This is a genomic window from Streptomyces sp. NPDC037271 (assembly GCF_055603605.1).
Genome location: NZ_JBVJVN010000006.1, coordinates 41,653 through 59,381, shown reverse-complemented (window position 1 = coordinate 59,381; position 17,729 = coordinate 41,653). Strand labels below are relative to the sequence as shown.

The 17,729-nt window shown below is 73.3% G+C and carries 19 protein-coding genes; 15 read left to right on the top strand and 4 right to left on the bottom strand.

Annotated elements, in window-relative coordinates; translation table 11 throughout:
• The first annotated feature begins 22 nt into the window (after positions 1 to 22).
• A complete protein-coding gene (locus tag ACZ7G3_RS13680) occupies positions 23 to 1,174 on the top strand; it encodes an NADH-quinone oxidoreductase subunit D (RefSeq protein ID WP_426601787.1) in 1,152 nt (383 codons plus the stop codon).
• Here ACZ7G3_RS13680 and ACZ7G3_RS13675 read toward each other — a convergent pair.
• Positions 1,139 to 2,278, bottom strand: coding sequence for an SAM-dependent methyltransferase (locus tag ACZ7G3_RS13675; protein ID WP_470925502.1), 1,140 nt, complete (start codon positions 2,276 to 2,278; stop codon positions 1,139 to 1,141). The two genes, ACZ7G3_RS13680 and ACZ7G3_RS13675, sit on opposite strands and share 36 nt — an antisense overlap.
• 118 nt (positions 2,279 to 2,396) lie before the next feature.
• Here ACZ7G3_RS13675 and ACZ7G3_RS13670 point away from each other — a divergent pair, with 118 nt between their 5' ends.
• From ACZ7G3_RS13670 to ACZ7G3_RS13660, 3 genes are all read left to right on the top strand, one after another.
• A complete protein-coding gene (locus tag ACZ7G3_RS13670) occupies positions 2,397 to 3,602 on the top strand; it encodes a sensor histidine kinase (protein ID WP_470925501.1) in 1,206 nt (401 codons plus the stop codon).
• Positions 3,603 to 3,655: 53 nt separating this feature from the next.
• Entirely contained in the window at positions 3,656 to 4,330 is a 675-nt protein-coding gene (locus ACZ7G3_RS13665; protein WP_426601784.1) for a response regulator, read from the top strand.
• A gap of 136 nt (positions 4,331 to 4,466) precedes the next feature.
• Complete coding sequence (locus ACZ7G3_RS13660) at positions 4,467 to 5,099, top strand: AAA family ATPase (RefSeq protein WP_470925499.1); 633 nt, start codon at positions 4,467 to 4,469, stop codon at positions 5,097 to 5,099.
• Positions 5,100 to 5,160: 61 nt separating this feature from the next.
• On the opposite strand, the gene ACZ7G3_RS13655 is transcribed toward ACZ7G3_RS13660, so the two are convergent.
• Positions 5,161 to 6,267: a DUF5937 family protein gene (locus ACZ7G3_RS13655; protein ID WP_470925497.1), complete on the bottom strand. Its 1,107-nt coding sequence runs from the start codon at positions 6,265 to 6,267 to the stop codon at positions 5,161 to 5,163.
• Positions 6,268 to 6,422: 155 nt separating this feature from the next.
• Between ACZ7G3_RS13655 and ACZ7G3_RS13650 the strand changes: the two genes are divergently transcribed.
• Positions 6,423 to 6,638 carry a hypothetical protein gene (locus ACZ7G3_RS13650; RefSeq protein ID WP_470925496.1) on the top strand — a complete coding sequence of 72 codons (216 nt, stop codon included), beginning with the start codon at positions 6,423 to 6,425 and terminating at the stop codon, positions 6,636 to 6,638.
• 218 nt (positions 6,639 to 6,856) lie between these two features.
• Here the strand turns inward: ACZ7G3_RS13650 and ACZ7G3_RS13645 are convergent, their stop codons facing one another.
• Positions 6,857 to 8,107: a threonine aldolase family protein gene (locus ACZ7G3_RS13645; protein ID WP_470925494.1), complete on the bottom strand. Its 1,251-nt coding sequence runs from the start codon at positions 8,105 to 8,107 to the stop codon at positions 6,857 to 6,859.
• A gap of 221 nt (positions 8,108 to 8,328) precedes the next feature.
• Between ACZ7G3_RS13645 and ACZ7G3_RS13640 the strand changes: the two genes are divergently transcribed.
• From ACZ7G3_RS13640 to ACZ7G3_RS13595, 10 genes are all read left to right on the top strand, one after another.
• The gene (locus ACZ7G3_RS13640) at positions 8,329 to 9,351 is read left to right on the top strand and encodes a Rossmann-like and DUF2520 domain-containing protein (RefSeq protein WP_470925493.1); all 1,023 of its coding nucleotides are present in this window, start codon (positions 8,329 to 8,331) and stop codon (positions 9,349 to 9,351) included.
• Positions 9,348 to 10,349 (top strand): pantoate--beta-alanine ligase, encoded by a 1,002-nt coding sequence (gene panC, locus ACZ7G3_RS13635; protein WP_470925492.1) that lies wholly within the window; start codon positions 9,348 to 9,350, stop codon positions 10,347 to 10,349. Before ACZ7G3_RS13640 ends, panC begins: the two co-directional genes overlap by 4 nt.
• Complete coding sequence (locus ACZ7G3_RS13630) at positions 10,346 to 12,079, top strand: L-aspartate oxidase (protein WP_470925490.1); 1,734 nt, start codon at positions 10,346 to 10,348, stop codon at positions 12,077 to 12,079. Before panC ends, ACZ7G3_RS13630 begins: the two co-directional genes overlap by 4 nt.
• Before the next feature lie 5 nt (positions 12,080 to 12,084).
• On the top strand, positions 12,085 to 13,065 hold the full coding sequence (gene nadC, locus ACZ7G3_RS13625) for a carboxylating nicotinate-nucleotide diphosphorylase (RefSeq protein ID WP_470925795.1): 981 nt from the start codon (positions 12,085 to 12,087) through the stop codon (positions 13,063 to 13,065).
• A 5-nt stretch (positions 13,066 to 13,070) separates the two neighbouring features.
• On the top strand, positions 13,071 to 13,868 hold the full coding sequence (locus tag ACZ7G3_RS13620; protein ID WP_426601776.1) for a type III pantothenate kinase: 798 nt from the start codon (positions 13,071 to 13,073) through the stop codon (positions 13,866 to 13,868).
• A 397-nt stretch (positions 13,869 to 14,265) separates the two neighbouring features.
• On the top strand, positions 14,266 to 14,913 hold the full coding sequence (locus tag ACZ7G3_RS13615) for a hypothetical protein (protein WP_470925488.1): 648 nt from the start codon (positions 14,266 to 14,268) through the stop codon (positions 14,911 to 14,913).
• A 23-nt stretch (positions 14,914 to 14,936) separates the two neighbouring features.
• Positions 14,937 to 15,116 (top strand): hypothetical protein, encoded by a 180-nt coding sequence (locus tag ACZ7G3_RS13610; protein WP_279564289.1) that lies wholly within the window; start codon positions 14,937 to 14,939, stop codon positions 15,114 to 15,116.
• A 193-nt stretch (positions 15,117 to 15,309) separates the two neighbouring features.
• A complete protein-coding gene (locus tag ACZ7G3_RS13605) occupies positions 15,310 to 15,726 on the top strand; it encodes a BlaI/MecI/CopY family transcriptional regulator (protein ID WP_470925794.1) in 417 nt (138 codons plus the stop codon).
• Positions 15,727 to 15,735: 9 nt separating this feature from the next.
• On the top strand, positions 15,736 to 16,245 hold the full coding sequence (locus tag ACZ7G3_RS13600; protein WP_426601774.1) for an amino-acid N-acetyltransferase: 510 nt from the start codon (positions 15,736 to 15,738) through the stop codon (positions 16,243 to 16,245).
• A 266-nt stretch (positions 16,246 to 16,511) separates the two neighbouring features.
• Entirely contained in the window at positions 16,512 to 16,847 is a 336-nt protein-coding gene (locus tag ACZ7G3_RS13595; RefSeq protein ID WP_426601773.1) for a histone-like nucleoid-structuring protein Lsr2, read from the top strand.
• Between the two features lie 43 nt (positions 16,848 to 16,890).
• Here the strand turns inward: ACZ7G3_RS13595 and ACZ7G3_RS13590 are convergent, their stop codons facing one another.
• Positions 16,891 to 17,583, bottom strand: coding sequence for an SCO3374 family protein (locus tag ACZ7G3_RS13590; RefSeq protein WP_470925485.1), 693 nt, complete (start codon positions 17,581 to 17,583; stop codon positions 16,891 to 16,893).
• Positions 17,584 to 17,729: the final 146 nt, after the last annotated feature.

Here is a 17,729-nt window from a genome sequence, read left to right as displayed (position 1 = left end):
GTACGTAGGGGAGACTGTGTGCATGACTCCTACGACGGAGACCATGGTCGGTATCGGCGGCGCCGCGGAGAGCACCGACATGGTGCTCAACATCGGGCCCCAGCACCCGTCCACGCACGGCGTGCTGCGGCTGCGGCTCGTCCTGGACGGCGAGCGCATCACGAGCGCGGAGCCCGTGATCGGCTACATGCACCGCGGCGCGGAGAAGCTCTTCGAGGCCCGTGACTACCGTCAGATCATCGTGCTCGCCAACCGCCACGACTGGCTGTCGGCGTTCTCCAACGAGCTGGGCGTGGTCCTCGCCGTGGAGCGGATGCTCGGCATGGAGGTCCCCACGCGCGCGGTGTGGACGCGGACGCTGCTCGCGGAGCTGAACCGCGTGCTCAACCACCTGATGTTCCTGGGGTCGTACCCGCTGGAGCTGGGCGGCATCACCCCGGTCTTCTACGCCTTCCGGGAGCGGGAGGTCCTCCAGAACGTCATGGAGGAGGTCTCCGGCGGGCGCATGCACTACATGTTCAACCGCGTCGGCGGCCTCAAGGAGGACCTGCCGGCCGGCTGGGCCACCCGCGCGCGCGGCGCCGTCGCGGCGGTGCGCTCGCGCATGGACGTCTTCGACGACCTGGTGCTCGGCAACGAGATCTTCCGGGGGCGTACGCGCGGCGTGGGCGCCCTGAGCCCCGAGGCCGTGCACTCCTACGGGGTCAGCGGCCCCATCGCCCGCGCCTCCGGCGTCGACTTCGACCTGCGCCGCGACGAGCCGTACCTCGCCTACGGCGAACTCCAGGACACCCTGAAGGTCGTCACCCGCACCGAGGGCGACTGCCTCGCCCGCTTCGAGTGCCTCCTGGAGCAGACGCACAACGCCCTCGACCTCGCCGACGCCTGCCTGGACCGCCTGGCCGAGCTGGCGCCCGGGCCGGTCAACCAGCGGCTCCCGAAGGTGCTGAAGGCGCCCGAGGGCCACACCTACGCGTGGACCGAGAACCCGCTCGGCATCAACGGCTACTACCTGGTCAGCAAGGGTGAGAAGACCCCGTACCGGCTGAAGCTGCGCTCGGCGTCGTACAACAACATCCAGGCGCTGGCGGAGCTGCTGCCGGGGACGCTGGTCTCGGACATGGTGGCGATCCTGGGGTCACTGTTCTTCGTGGTCGGGGACATCGACAAGTAGCGCGGCGGCGTCGACGGGCCCGACCGGCTGGATCAGCCACATGAAGTCGCCCAGCCCGCCGAGCCCGCCCGGCGCGGTCAGCTCGGCGGCCTGCGAGGCGGCCGCGAGGGCGCGTACGTACGCCGCGGGGTCGGTGGAGGCCAGTGCAAGCGGGGGGCGTGCGCCCGCGACACCGAGGGCGCGCAGAGCCTCGCGCTGGGGGCGCAGAAGCGCGTCCGGGGGCGTGCGCTCCGGAGTGCACCTCGCGGTGTGGGCCGCCGCGCACGCGTCCAGCGCGACATGCGCGGTGATGTCGCACGACCCGTCCGGCACCGGCGGCGTCTCCCGCCCCTCCCGGAAGCCGGTGAGCGTCCCGAACGGCGGACGGGCGTCCACGGTGTGCGCGTAGTCGGCGGCCACGGCGAGCCCCGCGTCCAGTGCCGACACGGCGGACGCCCAGGCGGTGTCCCGGGGAAGCCCGATCTCGGCCCGCAGTCCCTCCTCGCCGGGCAGCGGCCACCACCGCGCCAGCCACGCGGCCTCGGCCCCGTCCACCGGCTCCCCGAGCCGCTCGGTCCCGTCGTCCCGGACGAGGACCCGCCGCGCCACACCCGCGGAGTCCACCTCCGCCACCTCCACGGGTACGTTGTCCAGCCACTCGTTGGCGAACAGCAGCCCGGTCGTGCCGGGCGGCGGCTCGCCGAGCCACTCGATCCGGTGGTCCAGCCCGTCGGGGCGGCCGACGACCTCGACGGCGTACGCGCGGGTGCGGGCGGCAACGTCGGCGGGGAGAGCGGCCAGTACCCCGGTGACCAGTTCGCCCCGCCCGGCCGCCATGTCCACGAAGTCCAGAGCCGCGGGCCGCCCCAGCGCCTCGTCGACCCGGCACAGCAACCGCGCCACGGCCCCGGCGAACAGCGGCGACGCGTGCACGGACGTGCGGAAATGCCCGGCCGGCCCCTCGGGACCGCGGTAGAACCCGGCCGGTCCGTAGAGGGCGTCCTGCGTGGCTTCCCGCCAGCTGCGCCAGCCCGTACACGCCCCTGAGACCTCTGTGGGCTCTGCTGCTCCCGCAGTCCCCGGGGCCCCTGCTGCCCCCTCTGTCCCTGCTGTCTCTCGCGTCACACGCCCAGGCTAGGCGCACGGGAGAACGAAGCCTCCACCTTGCGGAGTATGCGCGGGGAGCGCGGATCGGCCCTCCGGTTGACCCCTGCACCTATTCCGCTTCCATACGCTGGGTTACGTGCAGCGCCTCTACGACTTCATCCGCAGACACCCGACCGGGGTCGACTTTTTCTGGGCCCTCGTCGTGCTCGGGATTTCCGTGGTGTCCGCGGTCTCCCCGCAGCCGCGGGGGTACGGGACGGACTCCACGGCGCTGATCCTCTCCCTCACGGTGCCGCTCTGCGCCGTGATCGCGCTGCGGCAGCGGCTGCCGGAGAAGATGCTGCTGCTGGCCGTCGGACTCGGCGTGGCGCAGCTGGCGCTGGACGTCGCGACGTTGCCGGCCGACTTCGCCTTCCTCGTGATCGTCTACACGGTGGCCGCGAAGGGTGCCCGGTGGGCCTCCCGTACCGCGCTGGTCACGGGCCTGTGCGCGTCTCCCGTCGCCCAGCTGCGCTGGTCCGACGGTGATCTGGGCATAGGCGCCAACATCGCCATAACGGTCTTCCAGGGGGTGCCCTTCGCCCTCGCCTGGGTGCTCGGCGACTCCGTCCGCACCCGCCGCGCCTACTTCGCGCAGCTGGAGGAGCGGGCCGCCCGGCTGGAGAAGGAGCGCGAGGCGCAGGCCAAGGTCGCGGTCGCGGCCGAGCGCGCCCGGATCGCGCGCGAGCTGCACGACGTCGTCGCGCACAACGTGTCCGTGATGGTGGTGCAGGCCGACGGTGCCGCCTACGTCCTGGACGCGGCCCCCGACCAGGCCAAGAAGGCGCTGGAGACCATCTCCTCCACCGGCCGCCAGGCGCTCGCGGAGATGCGCCGCCTGCTCGGCGTACTGCGCACCGGCGAGCACCAGGAGGCCGGCGAGTACGTCCCGCAGCCCGACGTCCAGCAGATCGAGGAACTCGTCGAGGAATGCCGAGGCTCCGGTCTGCCCGTCGACTTCAAGGTCGAGGGCACTCCGCGTCAGCTGCCCAGCGGCGTCGAGCTCACCGCGTACCGCATCGTGCAGGAGGCGCTGACCAACACGCGCAAGCACGGCGGTCCCAACGCGGGCGCGAGCGTGCGCCTGGTCTACTTCGACGACGGGCTCGGGCTGCTCATCGAGGACGACGGCAAGGGAGCCCCGCACGAGCTGTACGAGGAGGGCGGCTACGACGGCCAGGGCCACGGCCTGATCGGCATGCGCGAGCGGGTCGGCATGGTCGGCGGCACCCTGGACGCGGGTCCGCGGCCGGGAGGAGGGTTCCGCATCAGTGCGCTGCTGCCGCTGAAACCCGCACACTGAGACACGTCTCCCTACGCACGTACCGCGTTGACACCTGTAAGGAAGAGGCCCCGATGGCGATCCGTGTAATGCTCGTCGACGACCAGGTGCTGCTGCGCACCGGGTTCCGGATGGTGCTGGCGGCCCAGCCGGACATGGAGGTCGTCGCGGAGGCGGGCGACGGCGTCGAGGCCCTCCAGGTGCTGCGCTCCACCTCCGTGGACGTCGTCCTGATGGACGTCCGCATGCCCAAGCTCGACGGAGTCGAGGCCACCAGCCGGATCTGCGTGGACCCGAACGCGCCGAAGGTGCTGATCCTGACCACCTTCGACCTCGACGAGTACGCCTTCTCGGCGCTGAAGGCGGGCGCCTCCGGTTTCATGCTCAAGGACGTGCCGCCCGGCGAGCTGCTCGCCGCCATCCGCTCCGTGCACAGCGGCGACGCGGTGGTCGCCCCCTCCACCACCCGCCGGCTCCTGGACCGGTTCGCGCCGATGCTGCCGACCACCGGTCAGGAGCCCCGGCACACGGGGCTCCAGCGGCTCACCGAGCGCGAGCGCGAGGTGATGGTGCTGGTCGCGCAGGGCCTGTCCAACGGAGAGATCGCGGCCCGGCTCGTGCTGTCCGAGGCGACCGTGAAGACGCACGTGGGCCGCATCCTGACCAAGCTCGGCCTGCGCGACCGGGTGCAGGTGGTCGTCCTGGCCTACGAGACCGGGCTGGTGCGGGCCGGCGGCGGACCGGGCTGACGGCGGACCGGGCTGACGGCGGGCCGGGTCGGCGGCGGTCCGGGTTGACGGCGGAGCGGGCCGTCGGCGGTCCGGGTTGACAGCGGAGCGGGCCGTCGGCGCCCGCGGCGGGTCCCGCGTCGGTAGGGTCTCCGGCATGCTCCTGTGGATCAACGGCCCCTTCGGGGGCGGCAAGACACAGACCGCGCACGAGATACACCGCAGGCTGCCCGGCAGCGTCGTCTGCGACCCCGAGCACGTGGGCTTCGGCCTGCACCGCATGCTGCCGCCCGGGCTGCGGGGCGACTTCCAGGACCTGGCCTCCTGGCGGCGGGGTGTCGTGGAGGTCCTCGACCTGGCCCTCACCGAGCACGACGGCGTGGTGATCGCGCCCATGACGGTCACCGACTCCGGGTACTTCGCCGAGACCGTCGGCCGGCTGCGCGAACTCGGCCACGACGTCCACCACTTCACCCTCCTCGCCGAACGCGAGACCGTCCTGCGGCGGCTGCACGGGCGCGGCTTCGGGCCCGTCCTGCGGTACGTCGCCGGGAAGGACGCCGGGCTGCGCCGCGAGAGCTGGGCCGTGGAGCAGCTCGACCGCTGCCTGGAACGGCTGCGGGAGCCGGAGTTCGCCGAGCACCTGTGGACGGACCACGCGACCGTCCCGAAGACCGCGGACCGGATCGCCGTGCTGGCGGGACTCACCCTGAAGCCCAACAACGAGGGCGCGCTGCGTACGCGTCTGAGGCAGGCGGGGGTCGGAATCCGCCACATCCGGTTCGACTGACCTGCCGGTGGACCGGGCCCGTCGGCGCCCCGACCTGCCGGTAACCGCCGTGGGACGGCGGTTACCGGAGTATTCCCTCCAGGAAGTCGCTGCCCAGCCGGGCCACCACCGTCACGTCCAGCTGGTGCAGTACGTACCGCCCGCGGCGGCGGGTGGTGATCAGGCCCGCCTTCTTCAGCACCCCGAGGTGCCGGGATATCTCCGGGGCCGTCATGCCGTGCGCCTGCGCCAGCTCGCTCGTGGTGTACGCGCTGCGGGCCAGATGGCGGCAGATCCGCATCCGGACCGGGTGGGACAGCGCGGACATCCGCAGTGTCAGCTGCTCGACCGACGGCGGCGAGGCCAGCTCGGGGGAGCCGACGGGATAGTGCAGCACCGGCTGCCAGTCGTGCCGGTGGAGGACCATCAGGTGCGGCCAGCCCAGGCTCGTCGGGACGAGCAGCAGTCCGCCGTCCGCCGTCGCCGAACGGCCGTCGCCCAGCTTGTCGACCGTGATCCGCGCGGCGGACTCGTCCAGCGTCACCGCCGGGGACACGGCGGCCAGCGCCTCGGCGAGCCCCTTGCGGCGCAGCAGGTCCGTCTTGTGGCGGGCGTCCGCAGCGAGTTGGTGGCGCAGCCGCGACCAGGCATCCGCGAAGAACGCCTCGTCGCAGTCCTGCGCGAACTGCCGCAGCCATCCCCGGATCCGCGGCGGATCGGCCAGCAGGCGCTCGCTGAAGCGCAGCTGCTGCGGCCCGCGCGCGGCGGCCAGGTCCAGTGCGCGCCGGCGCGTCTCGGCGTCCGCGAGCGCGGAGGCCCCGCCGGTGCTGTAGGGCAGGGCGCAGGTGAACTCCAGCGCCGCGTCCACGAACTGCTCGTCGGACAGCTTGTCGAGCAGGTCCAGGTCCTCGGCGAGGGTGGCGCCGGGCAGTGTGCTGCGTCCCGGTACCCCGGCGAACGGCATGAACAGGTCCGAGAACGTCGTCCGCCATAGGAAGTCGGCCTCGCACATCCGGTCGGCCAGATGCGAGTCGAGCCGTGCGGTCACACCCGTCGCCCAGCCCTGCAGACCCGGGTGGTGCCCCGGCTCGGACAGGGCGTGCAGCGCCATGCCCAGCTCGGCCAGGGGCGAGGGCACGACGGCGACCCTCTCCGGCCGCAGCCCCGCGATGTCGATACGCACGCTCATGCCCTCATGGTGCACCCCACCACCGACAACGCCACCGCCGATTGACGCCCGCCGTCAATCGGCGCGACGGGAGGGCCGTACCGGAGCAACCTGGAGGCACCGGGGCAGCCGCGGAGCCCGATTCCCACCACACGTTCCTTCGAGAAGGCGACCCCATGAGCATCACCCAGCAGTACCTCCTCGACACCTACCGGGCCCGGCAGCTCGGCGAGCCCGCACCGCCCGCGCCCGGCGCGCACGACTGGCAGGTCGTGCGCGAGTGGCACGACCGCCGACAGTTCCACGCCGTCCTCGCCGGCCGTCCGGCGCACGGCCGGGTACGGCGGGCCCTGCGCCGGTGGTGGTCCCTGTGGCCGCGTGCCCTCGGCTGACCCGGGTGGCCGGCGCGGGGCCGGGCAGCACTCCGGCCCGACCGGCCAGTCCGCCGGGGCCGCCCGGTCCGCCCGGTCAAATCCGCCCGGTCTTCCCGGCCCGACCGCTCGGTCTTCCCGGCCCGACCGCTCGGTCCTCCCGGCCCGACCGCTCGGTCCTCCCGGTCCGACCGGTCAGTAGTCCCGACCTGACCGGTCACTACGCGAGCCCGGTCGCGTCAACCCTCCAGCCTGGCCGCGAAGTCGGCGACCGCCGCCTTCACGTCGTCCGCCGTCCACCGAAGGCCCGCCTCGTCCACGCTGACCTCCGTGACGGCGAGTCCCGGGCCGGGTGTGAGCCACCCCCGGGAGAAGAGCATGGTCCCCGTCTCCTCGCCGTGCCGGACCGCGGCCTCGCCGACGACCTCGGCGTCGTACGGCAGCCAGACCTGGAACTCGTGGGTGTGCGGCTCCTCGGGCTGTACCCGCGCCCACGGCAGCCCGGCTTCCGCGAAGCCCTCCCGCAGCGCGGCGGCCACCACGCGCGCGTGGGTCACGTACTCCGGCAGCCGGGGCAGTTCGCGCTCCAGGCCGGCCAGTGCCGACAGGACCGTCGGGAACTGCTGGAACACCGCGCCGCCGTACCGGTGCCGCCATGCCTTCGCCTCCTCGGTCAGCGTCCGGGGGCCTGCCAGGGCAGCGCCTCCGTAGCCCTTGAGGGACTTGTAGAACGAGACGTACACGCTGTCCGCGAGGCCCGCGATCTCGGCCAGGGGGCGGCCGAAGTGGACGGTGGTCTCCCACAGACGGGCCCCGTCGAAGTGGACCACCGCGTCGCGCTCCCGCGCGGCCTCGACGACGTCGGTGAGCTCCTCCCAGGTGGGCAGGACGAAACCGGGCTCCCTGAGCGGCAGTTCCAGCATCAGGGCCCCGAACGGCTCCTCGAAGTCGCGTACCTCGGCGGCGGTCGGCAGCCGGGGCGCGCTGGTCACCCGTACCGGGCGCAAGCCGCTGACCAGGCTGAAGGCGTTGCGCTCGTGCATCTCGGGATGGCTGAGCCCGTGCAGGGCGACGACCGGACTGCCGGTGCGGCCCGCCCAGCAGCGCAGCGCCACCTGCTGGGCCATGGTGCCGGTGGGGAAGAAGGCCGCGGCCTCGGTGCCGAGCAGGGCGGCGACCTTCTCCTCCAGGGCCTCCACGACACCGTTGCCGTACATGTCGGACGGCTCGTCGAGGTCGTACAGCTCGGCGGCGCCGTCGAGCAGGGCGAGCCGCTCGCGCAGGGTCGTGCCGAACCCCGGCCCGGCGAGCACCCGCCGGGCGTTGCGGTGGGCGGCCACGCGCCGTTCCCGCAGTCGCCGGCTCCGTTCCTCCGCGGATCCCTCCGCCGGTCCCTCCGCCGGCTCCGCCCCGGCCGCCTCCCCGGCCGTCTCCCCGGGCCGCCGCTCGTCCTGTTCCGCTCGCTCGTCCTGTTCCGCCGTATCGCTCATGCCGCGATCATGCCGCGCGGACGTCGGTGCGGGCATCCGGGTTTCCCGTACGTCCCGCCGCGCGTCCCCGTGTGCGCGCGTGGGAGTGCTGGGGTGTGCCCCGCCGCCGCACGGAAACCCACAGCCTGTGGACGACCGGACGTACCCCGAACCAATCGCGTTAACATGACGAGAAATCGTCCGGTACCCCGAGCGGACTGGAACGGGAAGGCCGCCGTCGCGTGAACACAACCCCACAGCCAGACCCCAAGGACCGCCCCGCGCGGCTCACCGTAGGCGTCGTCGGCGCCGGACGTGTGGGCCCCGCGCTGGCCGCGTCCCTCGCGCTCGCCGGGCACCGCCCGGTGGCCGTCTCCGGGGTCTCCGACGCCTCCAGACGACGCGCCGCGGCGCTGCTCCCGGACGTGCCGCTCGTGCCGCCCGCCGAGGTCCTCCAGCGCGCCGAGCTGGTCCTGCTGACGGTCCCCGACGACGCCCTGCCCGGCCTGGTGACCGGACTCGCCGAGACCGGGGCGGTGCGGCCGGGCCAGCTGCTCGTGCACACCTCCGGGCGGTACGGCGCGAGGGTCCTGGACCCGGCGTTGCGCGCCGGGGCCCTGCCGCTGGCCCTGCACCCGGCGATGACCTTCACCGGCACCCCCGTGGACGTCCAGCGCCTGGCGGGCTGCTCCTTCGGCGTCACCGCGCCCGAGGAGCTGCGGCTGGTCGCCGAGGCCCTGGTCATCGAGATGGGCGGCGAGCCGGAGTGGATCGCCGAGGACAAGCGCCCGCTGTACCACGCCGCGCTCGCCCTCGGGGCCAACCACCTCGTCACCCTGGTCGCGCAGTCGATGGAGCTGCTGCGCACCGCGGGCGTCGAGGCGCCCGACCGCATGCTCGGCCCGCTGCTGGGCGCCTCCCTCGACAACGCCCTGCGCTCCGGCGACGCGGCCCTCACCGGCCCCGTCGCGCGCGGGGACGCGGGCACGGTCGCCGCGCACATCGTGGAGCTGCGCGCACACGCCCCGCAGGCCGTCGCCGGCTATCTGGCGATGGCGCGCGCGACCGCCGACCGGGCGCTGGACCACGGCTTGCTGAAAGCCGAACTCGCCGAGGACCTGCTCGGGGTACTCGCCGACGGGGCCGCCGGGGCCGCCGGGGCTGCCGGGAACAGAGGCACCGGCACCGGCACCACAGGCACCGACAACACCGAAAACACCGACGGCACCGACAGCTCCGACGGCACCGAGGGAGACGCCCGATGACCCCCACCCCGCCCGTCCTGCTGCGCACCGCCGACGAGCTGCACGCGCGCGTACGGCACGGCCGCCGGGCCGTCGTGATGACCATGGGCGCCCTGCACGAGGGCCACGCCACCCTGATCCGTACGGCCCGTGACCTCGTGGGCCCGGACGGCGAGGTCGTCGTCACCGTCTTCGTCAACCCGCTGCAGTTCGGCGCCGGTGAGGACCTCGACCGCTACCCGCGCACCCTGGACGCCGACCTGGCGATCGCCGGGCGGGCGGGCGCGGACGCCGTCTTCGCCCCCGCCGTCGACGAGGTCTATCCGGGCGGCGAGCCCCAGGTGCGCGTCACCGCGGGCCCCATGGGTGAACGCCTTGAGGGCGCCTCCCGCCCCGGCCACTTCGACGGCATGCTCACCGTCGTCGCCAAGCTGCTCCACCTCACCCGCCCGGACCTGGCCCTCTACGGCCAGAAGGACGCCCAGCAGCTCGCCCTGATCCGCCGCATGGTCCGCGACCTGAACTTCGGCATGGAGATCGTCGGCGTCCCCACCGTGCGCGAAGAGGACGGCCTGGCACTGTCCAGCCGCAACCGCTACCTCTCGACGAGGGAGCGCCGCACCGCCCTCGCGCTCTCCCAGGCGCTCTTCGCCGGCCTGGACCGGCACGCCGCCCAGGAGGCGCTGCGCGCACGGGCCCGCGAAGTGCCCGCCACACAGGCGCGCGCCGAGGCCCTCAGCGCCCTGGGCGAGTCCCGCGCGGCGGCCGACGCCCATGCCGTGGCCACATCCGCGCCGGGCAGCGCCGCGGCCGTCCGGGCCGCCGCGCGCCTCGTACTGGACGACGCGGCCCGCGCCGATCCGCCGCTGGAGCTGGACTACCTCGCCCTGGTAGACCCGTCCGACTTCACCGAGATCGGTGACGACCACACCGGCGAGGCCGTCCTCGCCGTCGCCGCCCGGGTCGGCGCGACCCGGCTGATCGACAACGTCACCCTCACCTTCGGAGCCGCCTCGTGACCAGCACAGGCATACGACTGCACGCGCCCGCGCCCGGCTGGGCCATCGCCGCGGACGTGGTGGTCGTCGGCTCCGGCGTCGCCGGCCTCACCGCCGCCCTGCGCTGCGAGGCGGCCGGCCTGCGGACGGTCGTCGTCACCAAGGCCCGCCTCGACGACGGCTCCACCCGCTGGGCGCAGGGCGGCATCGCCGCGGCCCTGGGCGAGGGCGACACCCCCGAGGAACACCTGGACGACACCCTGGTCGCCGGCGCGGGCCTGTGTGACGAGGAAGCGGTCCGCCTCCTGGTCACCGAGGGCCCCGACGCCGTACGCCGCCTCATCGCCACCGGCGCGCACTTCGACGAGTCCGCCGAGGGCGGCCTGGCCCTCACCCGCGAGGGCGGCCACCACCGCCGCCGCATCGCGCACGCCGGCGGCGACGCCACGGGCGCGGAGATCTCCCGGGCCCTGGTGGAGGCGGTACGCGCGCGCGGGATGCGCACGATCGAGAACGCCCTCGTCCTGGACCTCCTCACGGACGCGGACGGCCGGACCGCCGGCGTCACCCTGCACGTCATGGGCGAAGGACAGCACGACGGCGTCGGGGCGGTCCACGCCCCCGCCGTCGTCCTCGCCACCGGCGGCATGGGCCAGGTCTTCTCGGCCACGACGAACCCGTCCGTCTCGACGGGCGACGGCGTCGCGCTCGCCCTGCGCGCGGGCGCCGAGGTGAGCGACCTCGAGTTCGTCCAGTTCCACCCCACGGTCCTCTTCCTCGGTCCGGACGCCGAGGGCCAGCAGCCCCTGGTCTCCGAGGCGGTACGCGGCGAGGGCGCCCACCTGGTGGACGCGGACGGCGTGCGCTTCATGGCGGGACAGCACGAGCTGGCCGAACTCGCCCCCCGCGACATCGTCGCCAAGGGCATCATGCGCCGCATGCGGGAGCAGGACGCCGAGCACATGTACCTCGACGCCCGGCACTTCGGCGCCGACATGTGGGAGCACCGCTTCCCGACGATCCTCGCCGCCTGCCGGGCGCACGGCATCGACCCGGTCACCGAGCCGGTCCCGGTCGCCCCGGCCGCCCACTACGCCTCCGGCGGCGTCCGCACCGACGCCCGCGGCCGTACGACGGTCCCCGGCCTGTACGCGTGCGGCGAGGTCGCCTGCACGGGCGTGCACGGCGCCAACCGCCTGGCCTCCAACTCCCTCCTGGAGGGCCTGGTCTACGCCGAGCGCATCGCCGCCGACATCGCGGCGAGCCACGCGGACGGCACCCTCCACGCGCGCGTGCCCGCCCCCGTCCCGCACCCCGGCCTCCCGGCGCACCCCCTCCTCCCGCCCGAGGCCCGCCTCACGATCCAGCGGATCATGACCGCGGGCGCCGGCGTCCTGCGCTCGGCCGGCTCCCTCACCCGGGCCGCCGACCGGCTGCACCACCTCCACACCGAGGCCCGCGAAGCCCTGCACGAGAACGGAAAGACGTCCGAGCCGGGCGTCGACACCTGGGAGGCCACCAACCTCCTGTGCGTGGCCCGCGTCCTGGTGGCCGCGGCGGCCCGGCGCGAGGAGACCCGCGGCTGCCACTGGCGCGAGGACCACGCGGACCGCGACGACACGACGTGGCGGCGCCACATCGTCGTACGCCTGAATCCGGACCGGTCCCTCGCCGTGCACACCACGGACACGCCAGAATTCCCCCCGACCATCCACAGTCCCCAGCCGGCGCAGCGTCCCCAGGAGCAGTGACAGCAGTGAACACCCCCGATCTTCCCCTCGCCTCCACCGGAGGCTGCGGCGACGGCTGCGCCTGCGGCGCGGACACCGACGAAGAGGCCTACATGGAGTGCGGTCTCGACCCCGCGCTCGCGGCCCTCATGCTGGACTCCGGACTCGACCCCGTGGAGGTCGAGGACCTCGCGAACCTCGCCGTCCAGGAGGACCTGGCGGGCGGCGTGGACGTGACGACGGTCGCGACGATTCCCGAGGAGGCCGTGGCCACCGCCGACTTCACCGCGCGTGAGGCGGGCGTGGTGGCGGGCCTCAGGGTCGCCGAGGCGGTCATGTCGGTCGTCTGCACGGACGAGTTCGAGGTGGAGCGCCACGTCGAGGACGGTGACCGCGTCGAGGCCGGCCAGAAGCTCCTCTCCGTCACCACCCGCACCCGCGACATCCTCACCGCCGAGCGCAGCGCGCTGAACCTCCTGTGCCGCCTGTCGGGCATCGCGACGGCCACACGCGCGTGGGCGGACGCCCTGGAGGGGACGAAGGCCAAGGTCCGCGACACCCGCAAGACCACCCCGGGCCTGCGCTCCCTCGAGAAGTTCGCGGTCCGCTGCGGCGGCGGCGTCAACCACCGCATGTCCCTCTCGGACGCGGCCCTGGTCAAGGACAACCACGTGGTGGCCGCGGGCGGCGTGGCGGCGGCCTTCCAGGCCGTGCGCGAACGCTTCCCCGACGTCCCCATCGAGGTCGAGGTCGACACCCTGCACCAGCTCCGCGAGGTCGTGGACGCGGGCGCCGACCTGATCCTCCTGGACAACTTCACCCCGGAAGAGTGCGAGGAGGCGGTGGCCCTGGTCGCCGGCCGCGCCACCCTGGAGGCGTCCGGCCGCCTCACCCTGCACAACGCCAAGGCGTACGCGGCGACGGGCGTCGACTACCTGGCCGTGGGAGCCCTCACCCACAGCTCCCCCATCCTGGACATCGGCCTGGACCTTCGAGCGGCGGAGTAGAGCCCATGCTGCTGACGATCGACGTAGGCAACACACACACCGTCCTCGGCCTCTTCGACGGCGAGGACATCGTCGAGCACTGGCGCATCTCCACGGACTCGCGCCGCACGGCCGACGAGCTGGCGGTCCTCCTCCAGGGCCTGATGGGCATGCACCCGCTCCTCGGCGACGAACTGGGCGACGGCATCGACGGCATCGCCATCTGCGCGACGGTCCCCTCGGTCCTGCACGAACTGCGCGAGGTCACCCGCCGCTACTACGGCGACGTCCCCGCGGTCCTCGTCGAACCGGGCGTGAAGACGGGCGTCCCGATCCTCACCGACCACCCCAAGGAGGTCGGCGCGGACCGCATCATCAACGCGGTCGCCGCCGTGGAGCTCTACGGCGGCCCGGCGATCGTCGTGGACTTCGGCACGGCGACGACGTTCGACGCGGTCAGCGCGCGCGGGGAGTACATCGGCGGGGTCATCGCCCCCGGCATCGAGATCTCGGTCGAGGCGCTCGGCGTCAAGGGCGCACAGCTCCGCAAGATCGAGGTGGCGCGTCCCCGCAGCGTGATCGGCAAGAACACGGTCGAGGCCATGCAGTCCGGGATCATCTACGGCTTCGCCGGCCAGGTCGACGGCGTCGTCCACCGCATGGCCCGCGAGCTGGCCGACGACCCGGACGACGTCACGGTCATCGCGACGGGCGGGCTCGCGCCGATGGTGCTGGGGGAGTCCTCGGTCATCGACGAACACGAGCCGTGGCTGACGCTGATGGGGCTGCGGCTGGTGTACGAGCGGAACGTGTCCCGCATGTAGCCGACGGCGCGGGCGCGGATCGGGGGTGTGGGCCCGGGGACTCCCGGCCCGAGTGTGCGGCCCCGGGGTGGGGACCGGACCCCGGGGGCGTGGACCCGGGACGTGGACCGGCGGAGACGCGGCCCGGGGGCGTGGTCCGGAAGGCAGGCCGCTCGCACAGGGTGGCGCGTCAGAACCCCGCCACCCCCGCAGGCGCCCCCGCTCCGCCACGCTGTTCCGACGACGGAACGCGCCACCTACCCCGCACGGAACGCGCCACCAGCCCCCCCCACGGAACGCGCCACCCGCCCCCCACCGAACGCGCACAGGGTGACGCGGGCGCCCGCATCCGAGTGGCCCCCCACGCCACACCCGCACCCTATGCCGGGTTTGTCTGATTAGCGCGTATCGTCGCCGCATGCCCACGCCCTACGGATCCCGCGGCGGTATGGCGTTCGGTGCTCAGGAGCTGCGTGTGCTCCGGCGCGCCCTCGCCCTCGCCCTGCACCCCAGCCCCGTCTCGACGGAGGAGGCCCAGGACTGCCTACGCCTCGCGGAGTCGCTCGACGAGGCGATGCGGGAGGGCGCCCGGCTGCGCGCCTTCCTGGTGGCCGACCTCGCCCGGTACCGCGCCGCGCTCCCCGGTACCGCCACCGGCTACCTGGCGCTCCTGGACGAGGCTCTGGGCGCCGGACACCGCCCGGACACGGACGATCTCGCCGCCCTGGGAGCCCTGCGCGGCAACCCTGCCGCGGCCGCCCTCCTGGCCCGCTGCGGGCCCACGGCCGCCAGGGCGGCCGCAGCCTCCGCAGGCACGGCCGCCACGGGGGTCATGGCGGCTCCGGGGGTCACCATCCCCCTCCCCGCCGCGCGCTCCCGCCTCCACGCCCTTCCCGGCGGCCAGCAGCCGGACGGGAAACCCGCACAGAAGCCCGCCCGGAAACCGGCCCCCCAGCCCACCCCCGCCACCCCCAAACGTCCCGTCCCCACCCCCGGCGAGGTCTTCCCCCGCCGCAGGCCGGCCCCGCTCGCCCCCGGCTCCCGGCACCACCTCGTCGCCGGCTGACCCGGGCTGGCTACCCTGGATCCATGGACTACGTCTCCGCGCTCCTGCCCCCGGCCGTCATGGCCGTGTTCTTCATCGGCGTGATCAGGGTGATCGTGAAGACCCAGGGCGGCGCCAACAAGGCCAAGGAGGACGCGGCCGTCGACGCCGCCCTCGCACGGGCGGAGGGCGCCCGCCAGGCACCCGCGCACCCCGAGGCCTGACCGGCCCGCCACCTCCCCCTCGGCGGGGCCGGCACCTCACCCGCGTACGACTCCCCGCACCCACCGCGAGGAGCCGTACGCCCTTTTTGTGCCCATGTGCCCATAGAGGTGCACGTCCGGCACGCGATCGCCGGGATCTCCCACTATCGTTCAGAGCGTGCCTCGCCCATTGGGAGAACTCGAAGACGCGGTCATGACGAGGGTGTGGAAGTGGAACCGCCCCGTGACCGTTCGAGAAGTCCTGGAAGACCTCCAACAGGAACGGTCCATCGCGTACACCACCGTGATGACCGTTCTGGACAATCTCCATCAGAAGGGCTGGGTGCGCCGTGAGGCGGAAGGCCGGGCCTATCGATATGAGGCGGTCTCCACCCGCGCCGCGTACGCCGCCGCGCTGATGAACGACGCCTGGTCCCAGAGTGACAACCCCACCGCCGCCCTCATCGCCTTCTTCGGCATGATGAGCGAGGAACAGCGCGAGGCACTCAGAGATGCCATCCGCATCGTGCAGGGCCCCGAAACCCGCGCGCAGGGCCCCGAAACCCGCGCGCCGGGCCCCGAAACCCCCGCACCGGGCCCCGGCTCGGCACCGGACGCCGGCGAGCGATAGCGTCCCCACATGTCAAAAGCCATCACCGTCCGGCGGGCCCGCACCAGCGATGTCCCCGACGTGCGCCGGCTCCTCGACGCGTACGTCCGTGACCGCATCCTGCTCGACAAAGCGATGGTGACGCTTTACGAGAGCATCCAGGAGTTCTGGATCGCGGAACGGGACGACAACGCCGAGGTGGTCGGCTGCGGTGCCCTGCACGTGATGTGGGAAGACCTCGCTGAAGTGCGGACTCTCGCGGTGAAGCCCGGTCTGAAGGGCGTCGGCGTCGGCCATCAGTTGCTGGAGAAGTTGCTGGAGACCGCGCGCCGGCTCGGTGTTCGCCGCGTTTTCTGCCTGACCTTCGAAGTGGACTTCTTCGTCAAGCACGGCTTCGTGGAGATCGGGGAGACGCCCGTCGACGCGGATGTCTACGCGGAGCTGCTGCGTTCCTATGACGAGGGCGTAGCGGAGTTCCTGGGTCTCGAACGAGTGAAACCGAACACCTTGGGCAACAGCCGGATGCTTCTGCATCTGTGATCACCGGGCATCGTCCGGCATCCGCACTCCTGCGCAGTCCTTCGCCGCAGTTATTCCGCCGACGGACCGTTCGCGGGTTCCCTATGTCCGAAACGCGTATCTTTTCGGCCCCGGGGCAGGCTCCCGGTCTCCGCCGGGGGTTTGTGTTTTTCCGGCAAAAGCGGTTTGCTTTCCGACGTAGTGCAGTACTGCATATAACAAGGGGCGGCGATACGGCGGATGCCGGCGGACCTCCGGCCCTCAAGTTATCGATGAAAGGAAATCCGGTGGCACAGAAGGTTCAGGTCCTTCTTGTCGATGACCTCGACGGTGGCGAGGCAGACGAGACCGTGACGTTCGCGCTGGACGGCAAGACGTACGAGATCGATCTCACCACCGCCAATGCGGACAAGCTCCGCAGTCTTCTCGACCCTTACCTGAAGGGCGGCCGCCGTACCGGGGGCCGTGCTTCGGGCGGCCGCGGCAAGGCGCGCGCGTCTTCCGGTGGCAGCCAGGACACCGCGGCGATCCGCGCCTGGGCGAAGGAGAACGGCTGGGACGTCAACGACCGCGGCCGTGTTCCCGCGAAGGTTCGCGAGGCGTACGAGCAGGCCAACGGCTGACCACCGCACCCGACCCGCGCCACAGGACCCGTCCCGGACGGCCTCAGCGCGTCGGCCGGCAGGTCCGGGAGGGCGGGGAGAGCCGGACCCGGTGGCACTGAGTCGCCAGCGTGTGGACCAGCCGTGCGAGATCGGGGGCCGGTCCAGTGCCCCCCATGGCCGACAGTGTCGGCAGCGAGGCCTCGACCCCGCACCCCGGTTCCGGGGGTCGCAGCCAGACGGCGGCCCCCTGCGGGCCGTCGCGGCCCGGGGGGCGCGGCGGCAGCCCGGACGGCCCGGGCCCGGGTGTCATGGGCGCCTCCATGAAGCCGCCCGCACCGACCGCCGTCAGGTCGAGCGGCAGCGCACCCCATTCCAGCCATTCCAGCAGCCCGGGCAGTTCCTCCGCGCTTCCCGCCGCCACGAGCAGCGACATCCGCCCGCCCCGCACGGCCACCGGAAAGCCGGGGCGCCGCAGGACCGGACCGGATCGCCCGAGCCGTTCCAGTGCCGCGTGACCGGCCTCGGCGGGGACGTCCAGGACGTCGAAGCGGACACCCGTGCGGAGCCGCACCGGAACCCCGGGCACCGTCGGCCAGCCGAGCACGTTCTCGTACCACGACCGCCCCCGCTCCCAGGGGGACGGGGCCGAGCCCGGGCCGCCCGCTTCGAGCGGTCGGCGAGGGAACGGAAGCGTGGGGGCTGCGGGGTGCGTGGGAAGCGAGGGTGTGGGAACCGAGGGCGGGGCGCCGGCCATGCCAAGTGCAACAGCCGGAAAGGCACGCGGGTTACGCTGGGTACCGGGGCGAATGCGCAGAGTGCCGGAAGTGGGGGCGTGCGGGGGTGCGGGGAGGCGCAAGGTTGTTCGCCCGTAGCGGAGGGAATCGATGCGCGCGGCATGGA

What these genes read in the sequence shown, in the direction of transcription:
- ACZ7G3_RS13665 (WP_426601784.1), top strand. Translation starts at nt 3,656, where the DNA reads ATGGCGATCCGTGTAATGCTCGTCGACGACCAGGTGCTGCTGCGCACC.
- panC (WP_470925492.1), top strand. Translation starts at nt 9,348, where the DNA reads ATGACCCCCACCCCGCCCGTCCTGCTGCGCACCGCCGACGAGCTGCAC.
- ACZ7G3_RS13605 (WP_470925794.1), top strand. Translation starts at nt 15,310, where the DNA reads ATGACGAGGGTGTGGAAGTGGAACCGCCCCGTGACCGTTCGAGAAGTC.
- ACZ7G3_RS13615 (WP_470925488.1), top strand. Translation starts at nt 14,266, where the DNA reads ATGCCCACGCCCTACGGATCCCGCGGCGGTATGGCGTTCGGTGCTCAG.
- ACZ7G3_RS13590 (WP_470925485.1), bottom strand. Translation starts at nt 17,583, where the DNA reads ATGGCCGGCGCCCCGCCCTCGGTTCCCACACCCTCGCTTCCCACGCAC.
- ACZ7G3_RS13600 (WP_426601774.1), top strand. Translation starts at nt 15,736, where the DNA reads ATGTCAAAAGCCATCACCGTCCGGCGGGCCCGCACCAGCGATGTCCCC.
- ACZ7G3_RS13645 (WP_470925494.1), bottom strand. Translation starts at nt 8,107, where the DNA reads ATGAGCGATACGGCGGAACAGGACGAGCGAGCGGAACAGGACGAGCGG.
- ACZ7G3_RS13680 (WP_426601787.1), top strand. Translation starts at nt 23, where the DNA reads ATGACTCCTACGACGGAGACCATGGTCGGTATCGGCGGCGCCGCGGAG.
- ACZ7G3_RS13620 (WP_426601776.1), top strand. Translation starts at nt 13,071, where the DNA reads ATGCTGCTGACGATCGACGTAGGCAACACACACACCGTCCTCGGCCTC.
- ACZ7G3_RS13650 (WP_470925496.1), top strand. Translation starts at nt 6,423, where the DNA reads ATGAGCATCACCCAGCAGTACCTCCTCGACACCTACCGGGCCCGGCAG.
- ACZ7G3_RS13610 (WP_279564289.1), top strand. Translation starts at nt 14,937, where the DNA reads ATGGACTACGTCTCCGCGCTCCTGCCCCCGGCCGTCATGGCCGTGTTC.
- ACZ7G3_RS13660 (WP_470925499.1), top strand. Translation starts at nt 4,467, where the DNA reads ATGCTCCTGTGGATCAACGGCCCCTTCGGGGGCGGCAAGACACAGACC.
- ACZ7G3_RS13655 (WP_470925497.1), bottom strand. Translation starts at nt 6,267, where the DNA reads ATGAGCGTGCGTATCGACATCGCGGGGCTGCGGCCGGAGAGGGTCGCC.